15 protein-coding genes are annotated in these 17,765 nt (G+C 58.7%); 4 read left to right on the forward strand and 11 right to left on the reverse strand.

Going from position 1 to position 17,765, the window contains the following annotated elements; genetic code table 11:
• Positions 1-2 precede the first annotated feature (2 nt).
• Positions 3-881, forward strand: coding sequence for a hypothetical protein (locus tag ACZ0A4_RS28365; RefSeq protein ID WP_463577273.1), 879 nt, complete (start codon positions 3-5; stop codon positions 879-881).
• Positions 882-924: 43 nt separating this feature from the next.
• Here ACZ0A4_RS28365 and ACZ0A4_RS28370 read toward each other — a convergent pair whose 3' ends face one another.
• The 5 genes from ACZ0A4_RS28370 to ACZ0A4_RS28390 form a co-directional block, all read right to left on the reverse strand.
• Positions 925-2,088, reverse strand: a complete 1,164-nt coding sequence (locus ACZ0A4_RS28370; RefSeq protein ID WP_034154440.1) for a type III PLP-dependent enzyme — start codon at positions 2,086-2,088, stop codon at positions 925-927.
• 644 nt (positions 2,089-2,732) lie between these two features.
• A complete protein-coding gene (locus ACZ0A4_RS28375; RefSeq protein WP_463577275.1) occupies positions 2,733-3,890 on the reverse strand; it encodes an osmoprotectant ABC transporter ATP-binding protein OsmV in 1,158 nt (385 codons plus the stop codon).
• The gene (locus tag ACZ0A4_RS28380; RefSeq protein WP_064585940.1) at positions 3,887-4,540 is read right to left on the reverse strand and encodes an ABC transporter permease; all 654 of its coding nucleotides are present in this window, start codon (positions 4,538-4,540) and stop codon (positions 3,887-3,889) included. Before ACZ0A4_RS28380 ends, ACZ0A4_RS28375 begins: the two co-directional genes overlap by 4 nt.
• Before the next feature lie 12 nt (positions 4,541-4,552).
• Complete coding sequence (locus tag ACZ0A4_RS28385; protein WP_463577277.1) at positions 4,553-5,446, reverse strand: glycine betaine ABC transporter substrate-binding protein; 894 nt, start codon at positions 5,444-5,446, stop codon at positions 4,553-4,555.
• A 21-nt stretch (positions 5,447-5,467) separates the two neighbouring features.
• Complete coding sequence (locus tag ACZ0A4_RS28390) at positions 5,468-6,157, reverse strand: ABC transporter permease (RefSeq protein WP_169844036.1); 690 nt, start codon at positions 6,155-6,157, stop codon at positions 5,468-5,470.
• Positions 6,158-6,515: 358 nt separating this feature from the next.
• Between ACZ0A4_RS28390 and ACZ0A4_RS28395 the strand changes: the two genes are divergently transcribed.
• The 3 genes from ACZ0A4_RS28395 to ACZ0A4_RS28405 all read left to right on the forward strand — a co-directional run bounded on the left by ACZ0A4_RS28395 (position 6,516) and on the right by ACZ0A4_RS28405 (position 10,471).
• On the forward strand, positions 6,516-8,099 hold the full coding sequence (locus ACZ0A4_RS28395; RefSeq protein WP_463577279.1) for a peptide chain release factor 3: 1,584 nt from the start codon (positions 6,516-6,518) through the stop codon (positions 8,097-8,099).
• Between the two features lie 748 nt (positions 8,100-8,847).
• The gene (locus tag ACZ0A4_RS28400; protein ID WP_463577280.1) at positions 8,848-10,047 is read left to right on the forward strand and encodes an MFS transporter; all 1,200 of its coding nucleotides are present in this window, start codon (positions 8,848-8,850) and stop codon (positions 10,045-10,047) included.
• A gap of 160 nt (positions 10,048-10,207) precedes the next feature.
• Positions 10,208-10,471: a hypothetical protein gene (locus ACZ0A4_RS28405; RefSeq protein ID WP_064387907.1), complete on the forward strand. Its 264-nt coding sequence runs from the start codon at positions 10,208-10,210 to the stop codon at positions 10,469-10,471.
• 127 nt (positions 10,472-10,598) lie between these two features.
• Here the strand turns inward: ACZ0A4_RS28405 and ACZ0A4_RS28410 are convergent, their stop codons facing one another.
• From ACZ0A4_RS28410 to ACZ0A4_RS28435, 6 genes are all read right to left on the reverse strand, one after another.
• Complete coding sequence (locus ACZ0A4_RS28410; RefSeq protein ID WP_007917625.1) at positions 10,599-11,579, reverse strand: peptide ABC transporter ATP-binding protein; 981 nt, start codon at positions 11,577-11,579, stop codon at positions 10,599-10,601.
• On the reverse strand, positions 11,579-12,547 hold the full coding sequence (locus tag ACZ0A4_RS28415; RefSeq protein ID WP_016985406.1) for an ABC transporter ATP-binding protein: 969 nt from the start codon (positions 12,545-12,547) through the stop codon (positions 11,579-11,581). Before ACZ0A4_RS28415 ends, ACZ0A4_RS28410 begins: the two co-directional genes overlap by 1 nt.
• 10 nt (positions 12,548-12,557) lie before the next feature.
• The gene (locus ACZ0A4_RS28420; protein WP_102900706.1) at positions 12,558-13,484 is read right to left on the reverse strand and encodes an ABC transporter permease subunit; all 927 of its coding nucleotides are present in this window, start codon (positions 13,482-13,484) and stop codon (positions 12,558-12,560) included.
• An 11-nt stretch (positions 13,485-13,495) separates the two neighbouring features.
• The gene (locus ACZ0A4_RS28425; RefSeq protein WP_007917620.1) at positions 13,496-14,506 is read right to left on the reverse strand and encodes an ABC transporter permease subunit; all 1,011 of its coding nucleotides are present in this window, start codon (positions 14,504-14,506) and stop codon (positions 13,496-13,498) included.
• Positions 14,507-14,579: 73 nt separating this feature from the next.
• Positions 14,580-16,175, reverse strand: coding sequence for an ABC transporter substrate-binding protein (locus ACZ0A4_RS28430; RefSeq protein WP_463577283.1), 1,596 nt, complete (start codon positions 16,173-16,175; stop codon positions 14,580-14,582).
• Positions 16,176-16,253: 78 nt separating this feature from the next.
• Positions 16,254-17,675 (reverse strand): OprD family porin, encoded by a 1,422-nt coding sequence (locus tag ACZ0A4_RS28435; protein WP_463577285.1) that lies wholly within the window; start codon positions 17,673-17,675, stop codon positions 16,254-16,256.
• Positions 17,676-17,765: the final 90 nt, after the last annotated feature.

The raw sequence follows: 17,765 nt of genomic DNA on the forward strand, positions 1-17,765 counted from the left end.
CGATGAATACACTTGCCTATGAGTTTTCTGCCGGGCAGCGGCGCGTACTGGATCGCTACACGGCGTTTCTTGGGTCTCTTGTGCCGACGTTTAACAATATTGCCGTGGTATTTGAGCGCTGCAGGGCCAGCGGTCATGCACCTGCCGTGTTAACCAGCGACTCGCGCTTGAACAACGCACGCTTCAATGAGCGTTATCTGCAAGAGTTCTGGGAATGGACTGATGAGGCCCGGGACTTGTGCAGGGCTTACGTTTCGGATCTCACCGTATTTACCCACGAAACCCGGGACATCAGCCAAAGTACCTCGAGGAGCGAGCTGCTCGAACAAGTTGATTTCAAGTTGTACAGCCTGTCCGCATCGCCAACGTGGAAGTTGTCTCCAGCCACTGACGTGCGGGGCCTGATCCAGGAGTTGACGCTGCGCTTTTATTCGCTCAGAGCGGTGATCCAACAACTGAAATACCCCATCGCAGAGGTGCATGATGAGTCGTTCGGATTGCACTCCGTGTTTGTCAGGGCAATGGACCATCGCATCTGCCAATGCCATGCCGAGCCGACAATTGTCCCGGAACTGTTCCGCGATACCCGCACAGTACCGGTTTGGGACATCACGTATTCGTCTTGGAATGCAGTCGTTCGCGCCGCAGAGTACAAGGCTGATGTTGCCCGGTTGTTTCACGGATTGGCTTCCGTGAGCGCGCAAATCAGCGTGTTTATCGAGGAGACCGTTTTACGCATAGACACTGCGATCAATGAGTTGTTGAAAGCCCAGCGCGTATCGACACTCAGAGAGTTGAATTTCCAATTAGCGGGTATAAAGGAAGGGGCCGACGAGTTCATGGCGATGGTCGATCACCTTGAGACATGGTTGCGCAAATAAAAAAGGCCCATGCATGCATGGGCCTCTTCATTCAGAGCATTGATTACACGTAGAACGACTTCAACGGCGGAAAGCCATTGAACTCAACCGCGCTGTAACTGGTGGTGTACGCACCGGTCGACAGCCAGTACAGACGATCACCGATCGCCAGGTTCAGCGGCAGGCCGTACTTGTAGTTCTCGTACATGATGTCGGCGCTGTCACAGGTCGGGCCGGCGATCACGACTTCTTCCATCTCGCCTTTCTTCTCGGTCCAGATCGGGAACTTGATCGCTTCGTCCATGGTTTCGATAAGGCCGGAGAACTTGCCCACGTCGGTATACACCCAACGCTCGACAGCGGTGCGCGACTTGCGTGCAACCAATACCACTTCGCTGACCAGAATACCGGCGTTGGCAATCAACGAACGGCCCGGCTCGAGAATGATTTCCGGCAGGTCATCACCGAAGTCTTCTTTTAGGAAGCGGATGATTTCTTCGGCGTAGGTTTCCAGGCTGTTGGTGCGGGTGATGTAGTTGGCCGGGAAGCCACCGCCCATGTTGATCAGCTTCAGGTGAATGCCGTCTTCTTCTTTCAGACGTTCAAAGATCACTTTGACCTTGGCGATCGCTGCGTCCCAGACGCTGATGTCGCGCTGTTGCGAACCGACGTGGAACGAGATGCCGTAAGGCACCAGGCCGAGGTCGCGAGCGAGGATCAGCAGGTCCATGGCCATGTCGGTCTGGCAGCCGAATTTGCGCGACAGTGGCCAGTCAGCCGTGGTCGAGCCTTCGGTGAGGATGCGCACATAGACTTTCGACCCCGGTGCAGCCTTGGCGATGTTGCGCAGGTCGGCTTCGGAGTCGGTGGAGAACAGACGCACGCCCTTCTCGTAGAAGTAGCGGATGTCCTTGGATTTCTTGATGGTGTTGCCGTAGCTGATACGGTCGGCGCTGACGCCGCGATCCATCACCTTGTCCAACTCGTAGATCGAGGCGATGTCGAAGCTCGAACCTTTCTCTTTGAGCAGGTCGATGATCTCGACGGCCGGGTTGGCCTTGACGGCGTAGTAGACCTTGGCGAATTCGAAACCGGCACGCAGGTCATCGTAGGCCTGGGCGATCATCGCGGTGTCGATCACCACGAACGGGGTTTCCTGTTTGTCGGCGAACGCCTTCATTTTGTCGAATGTAGCGCGCGCGAAATAGTCTTCGACCTGGATCGACATACTTGGGACTCCTAGTGGCAAACGTCGTTAATCAATGGGTGCAAATGAACGTCCTCCGTATCCCCACTTTGGTTCGCCTACTTCCCAAGGCATGTCGCCGAAAGCAAAAAGGCCATGGGTGGTTTTACCCTTGGCCTTGCTGTCTCGTCGTCAGTACTTGAGCCGGATGGATCGTTTCCAGCATGGACGTTCGGCGCGAACTTTAGGGCGTGAGGGGCCTGAGATCAACTAAAAATGTCGCGTTTTTGCACGCTTCTGACGTGCGTCGCGTTCATCACTCTTTGTAGCCGACCGAGATGACGGGCAGATGTTCCCCGAGAATTTTTGAGTGTTAAAAATATCTGCACGTTCGCGGATTATGTCGGCTAAGTCATGGGTAAGTGTGATCGCGTCAACATCGGCGACGTTGGCGGCGAAAGGTGGGGGTGAGGGGGATTTTGGCGGTTTTGAGCAGCAGGTTCGAGAACAATTCAGAGGAGCGGGTGTTGAGATTATTTTCCGCCTTGTAATAACGAAAATTCACACCCGATCCTGTAGGAGTGAGCCTGCTCGCGATGACATTTTTCAGTCAACATCTTCATCGACTGAAATTGCCAATCGCGAGCAGGCTCACTCCTACAGGGATTTGTGTTTCCATCCGAAAATCAGGCGACCACAGCCTCAGCTGGCGAGACGATGCTGGTCTTGCCGCCGCGAGATTTGCCGGAGCTCAGATACTCGGCAATCGACTCCTGCGTGACCTCGCCGAGGAACACCCGCTCGGCATCCATCACCGGCAACCAAGCACGATTGAACTCGTACATACGCGACAGCAAGATGCGCAAATGCTCGTCATACGCGGCGGTGGCGTTGAACTCACGCAGGAACTGCGCACAGGTGCCGGTCTGGCGGTGCAGGTCGCGGCGGCGCACATAACCCAACGCCTTGTTCTCGGCACAGGTGACCACGACATAACGGCGGTCATGCTCGTCCATCAACTCCAACGCATCGGCCACTGAAGTTTCCGGGCTCACCGACGGCGCGTTGTCCGCCGCATCTTCGGCTTTCACCAATAGCAGGCGCTTGAGCGTGCTGTCCTGTCCGACAAAGTTGCTGACAAAGTCGTCTGCCGGATGCGCCAGCAGGGTGTCCGGATGATCGATCTGCAGCAGTTTGCCGGCGCGGAAAATCGCAATCTTGTCGCCGAGTTTGATCGCTTCGTCGATGTCGTGGCTGACCATGATCACGGTCTTGTTCAGCGCGCGCTGCATTTCGAAGAACTCATTCTGGATCATCTCGCGGTTGATCGGATCGACCGCGCCGAACGGTTCATCCATCAACAACAGCGGTGCGTCAGCCGCCAGTGCGCGGATCACGCCGATGCGCTGTTGCTGGCCTCCGGACAATTCACGCGGATAACGATGCAGATACTGCTTGGGCTCCAGCTTGATCATGCTCATCAATTCGCGGGCGCGGTCGTGGCATTTCTGTTTGTCCCAGCCGAGCAGTTTCGGCACGACGACGATGTTTTCTTCAATGGTCATGTTCGGGAACAGACCAATCTGCTGGATCACGTAACCGATGTTGCGACGCAGGGTCACTTCGTCGAGATCGGTGGTGTCTTCGCCATTGATGAGGATCTTGCCCGAGGTCGGTTTGATCAGGCGGTTGATCATTTTCAGCGTGGTGCTTTTGCCGCAACCCGATGGCCCGAGGAACACACAGATTTCGCCTTCATTGACGGTCAGGCTCACCGAGTCCACGGCTTTGACATCTTTGCCGTTGCTTTGGAAAGTTTTGCTGAGGTTTTGAAGTTCGATCATTTGAGGAGTCCTTTTGGAGTCAGCGTACGTTGCAGCCACTGCAGGAGAAGGTCGGCGAAGATCGCCAGAAGACTGACCAGCAGTGCGCCGACGATGAGCATCGACATGTCACTGCGGCTGATGGAGGCGAGGATCAACACGCCGAGACCGCCGGCGCCGATGGTCGCGGCGATAGTCATCACGCCGATGTTCATCACCACGGCGGTGCGTACACCGGCGAGGATCACCGGCACGGCGATCGGCAATTCGACCATGCGCAGGCGCTGGCCGAAGGTCATGCCGATGCCGCGTGCGGCTTCACGGATACCGGGTTCGACGCCGGTGAGGGCGAGGTAGGTGTTGCGCATGATCGGCAGCAATGAATAAAGGAATACGGCGGTGATCGCCGGCATCGGGCCGAGGCCCTGGCCGAACTTGGAGTAGAACGGCAGCAGCAACCCGAACAGGGCAATCGACGGCACGGTCAGCAGCACCGTAGCGCTGGCCTGCAAAGGGCCGGCGAGGGTCGGAAACCGCGTCATCAGAATGCCCAGCGGCACGCCAACGACAATTGCCAGGGTCACGGCGATGCCGACGAGGGTGATGTGCTGCCAGGTCAGGTGCATCACCTGCTGCCAGTCGAGGTGGGAAAAGGCGTTCAGAAATTCCATGACTTTTCCTCCTTAGTTAAGTGGGTGCTGGCGCAGGAAGTCGGCGGCCACTTTCGAGGGGCTTTCGTGATCGACGTCGACCCGCGCGTTGAGTTGGCGCATGGTTTCGTCATCGAACAGTTCGGCCAGCGGCTTGAGTTGCTCGGCCAGTTGCGGGTGTGCGTCGAGGTAGGCCTGACGCACCACCGGCGCGGCGGTGTAGTCGGGGAAGTAGTGCTTGTCGTCTTCCAGCAGTTTCAGGCCGAAGGCATTGAGGCGACCGTCGGTGGTATAGACCAGACCGGCGAACACCTGGCCGTTGCGCAGCGCGGTGTAAACCAGTCCCGCGTCCATCTGGCGGATGTTCTTGCGGGTCAGGTTCATGCCGTAGAGATCGACCATGCCGATCAGGCCGTCGGAGCGGTTGGCGAACTCGGTGTCCAAAGCCACCAGATGATTGGTCTTGGCTTCGGCGCGCAGCACTTCGTTCAACTGGCTGATGTTGTTGATCTGCGGATATTCCTCGGCGACCTTTTGAGGGAGGGCGAGGGCGTAGGTGTTGCTGAATTTCGACGGCGTCAGCCAGACCAGGCCTTTTTTCGCGTCGAGTTCTTTCACCCGGGCGTAGGACTGGGCGCTGTCGAGTTTTTCGGTGACATGGTTGTAAGCCACCAGCGACACGCCGGTGTATTCCCAGAGCATGTCCAGTTGTCCACTTTCGTGGGCGCTGCGGGCGAGGTTGCTGCCCAGACCACCGGTGATCTGCGCGTCGTAGCCTTTGCTGCGCAGGTATTGCGCGGTGATTTCTGCGAGCAGGGTTTGCTCGGTGAATACTCGGGCGCCGAGGCGAATCACTGGTTTGTCGGCGGCTTGGGCGACACCTGCGAACAGCAGGATGCAACCTAAGATCAAACTAAGTCGTTTCATAATCATTCCTTCGCAAAAGCCTTAAGACGGGCGCAAACCACGTTCCAGCCAGAGGCGGCTGGCGAGGGTGACGACGCCATCGAGCAGCAAGGCCAGCAGCGCGGTGCACGCGGCGCCGAGCAGCAGTTGCGGCTGATTGTTCAGGGCGATGCCAGGGAAGATCAGGCTGCCGAGGCTGTTGGCGCCGATCAGGAACGCCAGTGGCGCGGTGCCGACATTGATCGCCAAAGCCACGCGCACGCCACCGACAATGATCGGCACGGCGTTGGGCAATTCGACTTTCCACAGCACCTGGCGCGGAGTCATGCCGATGCCGACGGCCGCTTCTTTCAGCGAGCCCTGGACGTTTTTCAGGCCTTCGTAGGTGTTGCGCACGATCGGTAGCAACGAAGCGAGGAATAAAGCGAAGATCGCCGGGCCACTGCCGATGCCGAGGACGCCCAGGGCGATCGCAAGCACGGCCAGCGGAGGCACGGTGTTGCCGATATTGAAGATTTGCATGAAGCGTTCAGCGCGGCCGACCATGGTCGGGCGACTGAGGAAGATGCCGGCGGGGATGCCCACGACAAGGGCGGCCAGCATTGAAGCGAGGACGAGAATCAGATGAGCTTGCAGGTAAAACAACAAATCGTCGCGGTAGTGTTCGATCGTGTTGATGCCGATCCAGTGGACCAGCAGGGCCAGGAGCGCGATCACCACCGCACCTCCCATCAGCCCTTTGCCATAGCGGATAGCCACAGGCGGACTCCTTTTTTTGTAGTCGGCGAACGCTCTCCCGTGTGGCATGCCATACATGGCTGCCGGGAATAAACGTTCGCGAGAAGCAGCTCCCTCAGCACCGGCAAAAAGCGGTCTGAAAGCGAGCCATGAGCGCAGCCTCGTCAGGCTAACTTGCTGATTTTTCAGCCCCTGACGAAAATTCGTAACAGGGGATGGACGTCTCCGTGCTTTAAAAGGTTCCCATCTGCGGCAGCATTTGGCCACCCTTAATGTGCTCAACGGTTCGGTTATTGCATCGAGTTGGGCTATAATCGCGGCCCTTTTTTGAATCACCGCCAGGCGATTTCCCATGACCAACCAGGCCGCCGAAGTCGCGAAACGCCGCACTTTCGCCATTATTTCCCACCCCGATGCCGGTAAAACCACGATCACCGAAAAGCTCCTGTTGATGGGCAAGGCGATTGCAGTGGCCGGTACGGTGAAATCCCGTAAATCCGATCGCCATGCGACATCCGACTGGATGGAGATGGAGAAGCAACGGGGTATTTCCATTACCACGTCGGTCATGCAGTTCCCGTATCGCGAACACATGATCAACCTGCTCGACACCCCGGGCCACGAAGACTTCTCCGAAGATACCTACCGCACCCTGACGGCGGTCGACTCGGCATTGATGGTTCTCGACGGCGGTAAAGGTGTCGAGCCACGGACCATTGCGCTGATGGATGTCTGCCGTCTGCGTGACACGCCGATCGTCAGCTTCATCAACAAACTCGACCGTGACATCCGCGACCCGATCGAACTGCTCGACGAGATCGAAGCCGTTCTGAAGATCAAGGCTGCCCCGATCACCTGGCCGATCGGTTGCTACCGCGACTTCAAGGGCGTGTACCACCTGGCCGACGACTACATCATTGTCTACACCGCCGGTCACGGTCACGAACGCACCGAAACCAAGATCATCGAGAAGCTCGACTCCGACGAGGCGCGCGCGCACCTGGGCGACGAGTACGAACGTTTCATCGAGCAGCTGGAACTGGTTCAAGGCGCCTGCCACGAATTCAACCAGCAGGAATTCCTCGACGGTCAGCTGACCCCGGTATTCTTCGGTACGGCGCTGGGCAACTTCGGTGTTGACCACGTTCTCGATGCTGTTGTTGATTGGGCGCCGCGTCCGCTGGCCCGTGTGGCCAACGAGCGCACCGTTGAGCCGGTGGAAGAGAAGTTCTCGGGCTTCATCTTCAAGATCCAGGCGAACATGGACCCGAAACACCGCGACCGCATCGCCTTCATGCGCATTTGCTCCGGCAAGTACGAGAAAGGCATGAAGATGCGCCACGTGCGCACCGGCAAGGACGTGCGCATCGGCGACGCCCTGACGTTCTTCTCCTCCGAGCGTGAGCAGCTTGAAGAAGCCTTTGCCGGCGACATTATCGGTTTGCACAACCACGGCACCATTCAGATCGGCGACACCTTCAGTGAAGGTGAAGTCCTTGGTTTCACCGGTATCCCGCACTTCGCTCCGGAGTTGTTCCGTCGTGTGCGTCTGCGTGATCCGCTGAAATCCAAGCAGTTGCGTCAGGGGCTGCAGCAGTTGGCGGAAGAGGGCGCGACGCAGGTGTTTTTCCCGGAGCGCAGCAACGACATCATTCTGGGCGCCGTGGGTGTGCTGCAGTTTGATGTGGTCGCCAGCCGTTTGAAAGAGGAATACAAGGTTGAGTGCTCGTATGAGCCGATCACTGTGTATTCCGCGCGCTGGATTGAATGCGCTGACAAGAAGAAGCTTGAGGAGTTTTCCAACAAGGCTGTGGAGAACCTGGCGGTTGATGGCGGTGGGCACCTGACTTACCTTGCGCCGACGCGGGTTAATCTGGCGTTGATGGAGGAGCGCTGGCCGGATGTGAAATTCCGGGCGACGCGTGAGCATCACTAAGCTTTTAGTTGGTTTGTTCGAAGCCCCCTAGGTGTATGCCTTGGGGGCTTTTTTGTTTGGTTGGTTTTGGGTGTATATCCGTTTCTGCGGGTGTTGCGGCTGACGGTTTCGCCCTTACGGCGACTCACTTTTTTTACAAACGCCTAAAAAAAGTAAGCAAAAAAACGCTTGCTCCTGCGTACGGCCCGCTCGCTGGGGCTCGGGGTTCCTTCGCTGCGGGATCGATCCGGGCGCAGCGACTACGGTTTGCTTCGCTGCACCTCCTCTCGCTGTGTTTGGCTGCGCCAAACGGTCGCTGCGCTCCCACGCCCGGATCAATCCCTCCACTCAGCCTTCCGACGTCGCCCGTGGATCAAGATCAAGATCAAGATCAAGAGCAGGCGAGCTGACACTCGGCCTAGTGAGTGGTGAAGAGCGCGGGGGTGTTCGGCTTTGGTTTTGTGGTGGATTTGCCCCTTACCCCAGCCCTCTCCCCAAGGAGAGGGGGGCCGATTTTTGTGCTTTTCAAAATCTGAGTTCAACGCGGAATCGCACGTCGGCGTATCTCTTCCATTCCATGCGGTCAGTCCCCTCTCCCTTTGGGAGAGGGTTAGGGTGAGGGGCTTTTGATCTTCGGCACGGTTTTATCGCGCGCAATGGCTGTAGTACGACTCCGTTTTTCGTGATCTCGATGCACTTCAGCGCGACAACCAGCCCGCCGGCCGTTAGTGTTCCAGCTCCACGCAAGTCGCTTTGAGAGGTCAATGGAATGACGAGTCGACTGACTCACCTGCTGCGCCTCGGCGGTTATTTCGGCGTGATGGCCTGGGTGCTCGCGGCGCTGTTGTTCATCAATCGGCTGAGCAGCATGGTCAAGTTGTTCATGGCGTTGTACCTGCGGCAGGAGCTGGGGCTGGCGATCGAGACGGTTGGCTGGTTGCTGTCGGCGTATGGCGCGGGGTTGCTGGTGGGGTCGATGCTCGGTGGCTGGCTCAGTGATCATGTGCGTACGGCGCGGCTGACGGCGGCGTTGTTCTTTATTTCGGTGTGGGTGCTGATGCTGCTGGGGCTGGTCACGCAGGTGCTGTTGCTCGCTGCATTGCTGTTGCTCAGCGGGACCATCGATGGGGCCATTCGCACGCTGCATCAGCGGCTGATCATGGAATATTGCGAAGTCGCTCAACGTTCGCGTGCGCAGGCCTTGAGCCGGGTGGCGCGTAATCTCGGCATGGCCGCTGCCGGGGTGGCGGGCGGGGTGTTGGCGCAGACCGATTTTCGCTGGGTGTTTTTCGGCAGCGCGGCGATGACGTTGCTGGCGTTGCTGTGGTTTGTTCGCACCACGTGGCAGCGGCCGGTGTTGATCAATGATGAGCCTTCCACGAGCGGCACAGGTGGATCGGGTGTGCCGTTTCGTGACAAACCTTTCCTGTGGTTGCTGGCGGCGACGGCCGTGCTCGGCATCGCGTTCGACACGGTCTACAGCACGCTGGGCAATTATCTGCGTGATTACTATCACCTGAGCACCGAGGCGATCGGTTGGCAATTCGGCCTCAATGCGTTGCTGGTGATCGCGCTGCAGATTCCGCTGTCGCACTGGGGCGAACGTTGGGGGATGCGCCGGCAAATGCTGCTCGGCAGTGTGTTGCTGGCGTGCGGGTTGGGCATGCTGCCGTTCGGTTCCGGACTGTTTTACGTCTGCCTGTCGACGCTGATCTGGACCTTGGGCGAGGCGTTTTTCATGCCGCCGCTGAATGTGCTGGCCATGCGTTTTGCCCAAGGCGGCAAAAGCGGTCAGTACTTCGGCCTGTTCTTTATGAGCTGGAGCGCAAGTGCGCTGTTGTCACCGGTGCTCAGTGGCCAGTTGTATGGTCAATTCGGGGGCCACAGTGTGTGGCTGGCGAGTGCGCTGATGGTGTTGATTTCCATCCCGCTGACTTGGCAGGCCACGCGCGTGCGCCCGGTCGCTTAGCTGATCCAGCTATTGGAATTATTCGAAAGCAATCTGTCTGTCGAGGGCATTTCTGCGTGCTCGTTAGCGTCCTGTCTGGTGAACCCGATGGATCAGAACTAGATTTCACACAGCGCCAGTCAGGCACGAATGTCTCACCTGAAAATGGATGGAGTCGGCTATGAAAAGCAGGTTGCTACGGGTTTTATTGCTTTTGAAAGTGATGGTCATGCTGTCCCTCGGCACCGCGACGGCCTGGGCCGAGTGCGAGGATCACGATTCCCAGGCCTTCAACGGGCAGGTCGGGCATAGCGGGTTGATGCTTGCCAAGTCCGAGTCCGAGCCGGGCGATCAGGGGCAGGGTGGCAGCGCCGATGACGACGACTCGACGACTGACGAACCGGACACTGATGATCCGGACGACGAAGGCGATAGCCAGACATAAATCGCAGGCAAAAGAAAACCCCTTCTGCCTCGACTGATGCGCAATCGAGGTGGAAGGGGTTTGGTTAACACGTCACTCTGTTTGAAAATGCGATCCCACAGTGTTTTGTATCGCTCTCCAGATTTGTTTACGCTGCGCCGTCGAGGAATTGCTCGGCGTAGTGGCAAGCCACCTGCCGGCTGTCGAGCTGGCGCAACGCCGGCTCTTCCGTGCTGCAACGCTCGGTCGCATATGGGCAACGCTTGTGGAAAGCACAGCCCGGTGGCGGGTTCAGCGGGTTGGGTAGTTCGCCGACGATCTTGATTTTCGGCTTGTTCGGGTCCGGGTGAATGGTTGGAGTCGCCGACAGCAGCGCCTGGGTGTACGGGTGCAACGGACGCTCGTAGATGTCGTTCTTCGGACCCAGTTCCACCGGGCGACCGAGGTACATCACCATCACGTCATCGGCCACGTGTTGCACCACCGCGAGGTTGTGCGAGATGAACACGTAAGCGGTGTTGAACTCCTGCTGCAGATCCATGAACAGGTTGAGTACCTGCGCCTGAATCGACACGTCGAGCGCCGAAGTCGGTTCATCCGCCACCAGCACTTTCGGTTGCAGCATCATGGCGCGAGCCAGGGCGATACGCTGACGCTGACCGCCGGAGAACATGTGCGGATAGCGCTGATAGTGCTCAGGGCGCAAGCCGACCTGCTTCATCATCGCCTGGACTTTCTCGCGACGCTCGGCGGCGGAGAGATTGGTGTTGATCAGCAGCGGCTCGCCGAGCTGATCACCGACCTTCTGCCGTGGGTTCAACGAGGCGTATGGACTTTGGAAGACCATCTGCACGTCTTTGCGCAGTTGCTTGCGCTGGGCCTTGTCGGCACCGGCGACTTCCTGGCCGGCGATTTTCAGCGAGCCGGAGGACGGATCTTCAATCAGTGTCAGAGCACGGGCGAGGGTGGATTTGCCGCAGCCTGACTCACCCACAACGGCGAGGGTCTTGCCGGCTTCCAGCTCGAACGACACACCGTTCAGTGCGCGCACGGTCGCGTGGCCCTTGAACAGGCCACGGGAAACTTCGTAGTGACGGGTCAGGTCGCGGGCGGTAAGTACGACGGCCATTACGCCACCTCCTGGTTCAGCGGGAAGAAGCAGCGGGCGAGGCTGTGGGCTTTCGGATCAAGGCCTGGACGCTGCGCGCGGCAGCTGTCCTGCACGTACGGGCAGCGCGGCGACAGCAGGCAACCCTGCGGACGGTCGTAGCGGCCCGGAACGATGCCCGGCAGGGTCGACAGGCGTGCGGCGCCGAGGCTGTGCTCGGGAATCGCCTTGAGCAGCGCTTCGCTGTACGGGTGCGCCGGGACGTCGAACAACTGCGGCACCTGACCGACTTCAACAGCCTGGCCGGCATACATCACGCAGACGCGCTGGGCGGTTTCCGCCACGACCGCGAGGTCGTGAGTGATCAGCACCAGGCCCATGTTCTGTTCTTTCTGCAATGCCAGCAGCAGATCCATGATCTGCGCCTGAATCGTCACGTCCAAAGCAGTGGTCGGTTCGTCGGCGATCAGCAGTTTCGGCTCGCCGGCAATCGCCATGGCGATTGCGACGCGCTGGCTCATACCGCCGGACAGTTGATGCGGGTAGGCGTCCATACGGCTGGCAGCGCCCGGGATTTCAACTTTTTCCAGCAGTTCGATCGCACGTTTGCGCGCTTGCTTGCCGGACATTTTCAGGTGCAGGCGCAGCACTTCTTCGATCTGGAAGCCGACGGTGTAGCTCGGGTTCAGCGCGGTCATCGGGTCCTGAAAGACCATCGACAGGTCTTTGCCGACGATCTGCCGACGCTGACGATTGCTCAGCTTGAGCATGTCTTTGCCGTCAAAGCTGAGCGAGTCGGCGGTGACGATGCCGGGATGCTCGATCAGGCCCATCAGCGCCATCATGGTCACGGATTTACCCGAACCCGACTCGCCAACGATGGCCAGCACTTCGCCTTTGTCGACTTTCAGGTCGAGGCCATCGACCACCGGGGTCGCGGTCTTGTCGCCGAAGCGAACGTTGAGATTCTTGATTTCTAACAGTGACATGGGAATCTCCTCAGGCGGCGTTCTTGAGTTTCGGGTCCAGCGCATCGCGCAGACCGTCGCCCATCAAGTTGATTGCCAGCACGCTGAGCAAAATGGTCAAACCAGGCAGACTCACCACCCACCAGGCGCGTTCGATGTAGTCGCGGGCCGAGGCCAGCATGGTGCCCCACTCAGGGGTTGGCGGTTGTACGCCGAGGCCGAGGAAGCCCAGAGCGGCGGCATCGAGAATCGCCGAGGAGAAGCTCAAGGTCGCCTGCACGATCAACGGTGCCATGCAGTTCGGCAGCACGGTGATGAACATCAGACGTGGCAGACCGGCACCGGCCAGGCGCGCGGCGGTCACGTAGTCGCGGTTCAGTTCGCCCATCACCGCAGCGCGGGTCAGACGTACGTAGGACGGCAGCGATACCACAGCAATGGCGATCACGGTGTTGATCAGGCCAGGGCCGAGGATGGCGACAATCGCCACAGCCAGCAGCAACGACGGCAGGGCCAACATGATGTCCATCAGACGCATGATGGTTGGGCCAATCATCTTCGGGAAGAAACCGGCGAACAGACCGAGGAGGATCCCTGGAATCAGCGACATCACTACCGACGACAAGCCGATCAGCAGCGACAGGCGCGAACCCTGGATCAGACGCGACAGCAGGTCACGCCCCAGTTCATCGGTGCCGAGCAGGAACTGCATCTGGCCGCCTTCCAGCCACGCCGGCGGCGTCAGCAAGAAGTCACGGTATTGCTCGCTCGGGTTGTGCGGCGCGACCCAAGGGGCGAACAGCGCGCAGAAAATCACCAGCAGCATGAACAGCAGGCCGGCAACCGCGCCCTTGTTCTTGGAGAAGGCTTGCCAGAATTCTTTGTACGGAGACGGGTACAGCAGGCTTTGATCCGCGTTTGGGGCGGACGTGGCTACTGAGGATGTTGGAGTGCTCATGGTTATTGACCTCAGCGCTGATGACGGATGCGTGGGTTGGCAAAGCCGTAGAGGATGTCCACTACGAAGTTGACCAGAATCACCAGGCAGGCGATTAACAGGATGCCGTTTTGCACAACCGGGTAGTCCCGGGCGCCGATGGCTTCGATCAGCCATTTACCGATGCCGGGCCAGGAGAAAATGGTTTCGGTCAGGACCGCACCGGCCAGCAGGGTGCCGACTTGCAGGCCGACCACGGTCAGCACCGGAATCAGCGCATTGCGCAGACCGTGCACGAACACCACGCGCGATGGCGACAGGCCTTTGGCCTTGGCGGTGCGGATGTAGTCTTCACGCAGCACTTCGAGCATCGACGAACGGGTCATCCGCGCGATCACCGCCAGCGGAATGGTGCCGAGCACGATGGCCGGCAGGATCAGGTGATGCAGCGCATCGAAGAACGCACCGACGTCATCGGCCAGCAGCGTGTCGATCAGCATGAAACCGGTGCGCGGCTCGATGTCGTAGAGCAAGTCGATCCGCCCGGAAACCGGCGTCCAGCCCAGGCTCACCGAGAAGAACATGATCAGGATCAGGCCCCACCAGAAGATCGGCATCGAATACCCCGCGAGGGAGATGCCCATCACCCCGTGGTCGAATAGGGATCCTCGCTTGAGTGCCGCGATCACCCCGGCCAGAAGCCCGAGAATGCCGGCGAACAGCAGGGCGGCCATGGACAGTTCCAAGGTCGCCGGGAAGAGGGAGGTGAACTCGGTCCACACGCTTTCACGGGTACGCAGGGATTCGCCGAGATCGCCTTGAGCCAGTTTGCCGATGTAGTCCAGATACTGGGCATACAACGGTTTGTTCAGACCTAGGCGTTCCATTGCCTGAGCGTGCATTTCGGGGTCGACCCGACGTTCGCCCATCATCACTTCCACGGGGTCGCCCGGAATCATGCGAATCAACGCGAAAGTCAGCAAGGTGATGCCGAAAAACGTGGGGATCAATAACCCCAGTCGGCGGGCAATAAAACTAAACATCTTGTGTGGTACCTCATCAGCCGGTTAGGCGTGCCCGGCGTCCCTGGGGTCAGGGACGCCGGGAGTTTCTTATCTACTTCACCTGGGTAGTGGCGAAGTTATTAGTGGTGAGAGGGCTGATGTGATAGCCCTCTACGTTGTTGCGCATTGCAGTAAACATCCGGGTGTGGGCCATGCTGATCCACGGTTGATCCTGATTAAACAGGACCTGAGCCTGCTCGTAGAGTTTCGCGCGTTCGGCCGGATCTACTTTAGCCCGTGCTTCGTCTAGCAGTGCCTGGAATTTCTCGTTGCACCAGCGTGCGTAGTTTTCGCCGTTCTTGGCAGCTTCGCAACTGAGCATAGGCGTCAGGAAGTTATCCGGGTCGCCGTTGTCGCCCGCCCATCCGGCCGAGACCATGTCGTGCTCACCGGCCTTGGCGCGCTTAAGCATTTCGCCCCATTCCATCACGCGGATGTCGATCTTGATCCCGACTTTCGCCAGGTCAGCCTGCATCATTTGCGCGCCGAGCATCGGGTTGGGGTTGGTCGGACCGCCGCCGTTACGGGTAAACAGGGTAAACACGGTGCCGTCCGGAACCCCGGCTTCCTTGAGCAAGGCGCGGGCCTTGTCGAGGTCGCGTGGCGGGTTCTTCAGGTCGTGGTTGTAGCCCAGCAGCGTCGGCGGGTACGGGTTGACCGCGACCGAAGCGTTGCCTTTGCCGAACAGGGCGTTGACGTAGGCTTCCTTGTCGAAGGCGATATCGATCGCCTTACGTACGCGCACGTCACTCATGTATTTGTGCTGGGTGTTCATGGCGATGTAGGACACGGTCATCGCGTCCAGTTCGTCGACTTTCAGGTTGCTGTCTTTCTTGATGCTCGGGATGTCATCCGGTTTCGGATACAGGGCGATCTGGCACTCGTTGGCCTTGAGCTTCTGCAGGCGCACGTTGTTGTCGGTGGCGATGGCCAGGATCAACGCGTCGGCCGGTGGCTTGCCACGGAAGTAATCCGGGTTGGCCTTGAAACGTACCTGAGCGTCTTTTGCGTAGCGCTGGAAGATGAACGGGCCAGTGCCGATCGGCTTGTTGTTGAGGTCGCCGGTCTTGTTGGCCTTGAGCAACTGGTCGGCGTATTCGGCTGGGTAGATCGAGGAGAACGCCATCGCGATGTCGGCCAGGAATGGCGCTTCGCGGCGGGTCAGGGTGAACTTGACCGTGTTGTCGTCGACTTTTTCGACGTTTTTCAGCAGTTCCTTGAAGCCCATGCTTTCAAAGTACGGGAAGCCCACGCTCGACAGTTTGTGCCATGGGTGATTCGGGGCCAGCTGGCGCTGGAAGCTCCAGACCACGTCGTCGGCGTTCATGTCGCGGGTCGGCTTGAAGTATTCGGTGGTGTGAAACTTGACGCCTTTGCGCAGGTGGAACGTGTAGTTCAGGCCGTCTTCACTGATGTCCCACGACTCGGCGAGTGCCGGGATCACTTCAGTAGTACCGGGCTTGAAGTCCGCCAGGCGGTTGAAGATGGTTTCGGCCACCGCATCGGCAGTGACTGCAGTCGTGTACTGAACCATATCGAAGCCTTCCGGACTGGCTTCGGTGCAGACCACCAAGGGTTTGGCCGAGACGCCGAGAGCGGCACTCAGCAAGGCGGCAGCGACGGCCGCACGTAGGGGAAGCATTTTCATCGATAACCCTCTGCAATCGGTTGAAGACAAAAAACCGAACGGCCGACTCATCATGAGTCAGCCGTCGGTTGGCGTTTTTTACAGGATGTTGAATGGAATCGTGGTCACGAGACGGAACTCGTTGATGTTGCCGTCAGCCTGATGCTCGCTGGCGCGGTGCGTGGTGTACGTCGCGCGAATCGCGGTGGCTTTGAGCGGACCGCTCTGCACGGCGTAGGAAGCACCGATGCCGTATTCGTAGTGGGATTCGCCGTCCATCAGACTCAGATCGCCGCGCTTGTCATCTGGAATGGTGTAAGCGGTGCCACGGTAGTGAGTACCGTCGATGCCCCATCCGCGAGCCTGGTAGATGTTGAACTTCAGGCCTGGCACGCCGTACTCGGCCATGTTGATGCCGTAGGCGATCTGGAAGGATTTCTCGTTCGGGCCGTTGAAGTCCGACAGCAGGGAGTTGGCCAGGTAGATGCCGTTGGTTTCGTGCAGGTAGTCGAAGTACTCGTTACCGTTCACTTGCTGATACGAGAAGGTCAGGCTGTGGGCCTGGTGGGTCAGTCCCAAGGACAGCGAGTAGGTATCGTTGTCGATGTTGCCCATCAACTTTTTGCCTTCGTCGACGGTCTTGTAGTAGTTCAGGCCGGTGGTCAGGCTCAATACCTGGCTGTCACCCAATTCGTGGGTTCCGCCGAAGTAGTACTGGTTCCAGAAGTCTTCGACGTTGGCGACGTACAGGCTGGTCTTCAGGCTTTTGAGCGGCTGATAGTTCACGCCCGCGGTGTAGACCTTGTCAGTTTCTTCGCCGTTGGCGCCGTATTCGGAACGGAATTTCGACAGGCTCTGCTCGGTACGTGGCGAGACGCGGTCGAAACCGGCGAGGTCGAACGACAGGTTGTTCAACTCTTCGCTATGCAGACTGATCCCTTCAAAGCTCGAAGGCAGCGGACGGTTGCCGATAACATCGACAATCGGCGTGCTGAAGTTCTGGCGACCTGCGGTCAACGTGGTGTTGGACACGCGGAACTTGACGTTGGCCAGACCCAGTTTGCTCCACTGGTCGACCGCATCACCGTCGGAATGGGCGAGGGTGCGGTTGGAGCCGCCAGCAATATCCTTGCGGTCACGGTCGAGAACGATGGCGTTGTAAGCGGCAACTTCGGTGCTCACGCCAACGGTGCCTTGGGTGAAGCCCGAGGTGTAGTTGACGATGGTGCCCTGAACCCAGTTGATACGACGCGGGGTCTTTGTTCTTACCGTTGGCGAGGTGTCTTTGTCGCTGTTTTTCACGTAGCTGAAGCTGTCGTCACGACGACGCAGTTCATTGGCGTACCAGTTACGGGTTGTGCCGCCCAGGCTTTGTCCATCGATAAAGCCTTTGGCCTCGCTTTGGGCGCTACTGCCGGCCAACGTGGTAGGGACGAACTCCTGACTTGCAGGTTCTGCGTACGCCGTGGCGGTGACGCTGCTGATGGCCAGGGCCAGTATCGCGGTGCTGCTCAGTTTCATGGGTGAAGCTCCTTTACTTTCTTTTTATGCCGGCTTTTTTTGGTATGCCGGTTATTGGTTTAGAACTCATTCACACATCGCAAACGTTTG

The organism is Pseudomonas sp. AC172 (genome assembly GCF_979258595.1).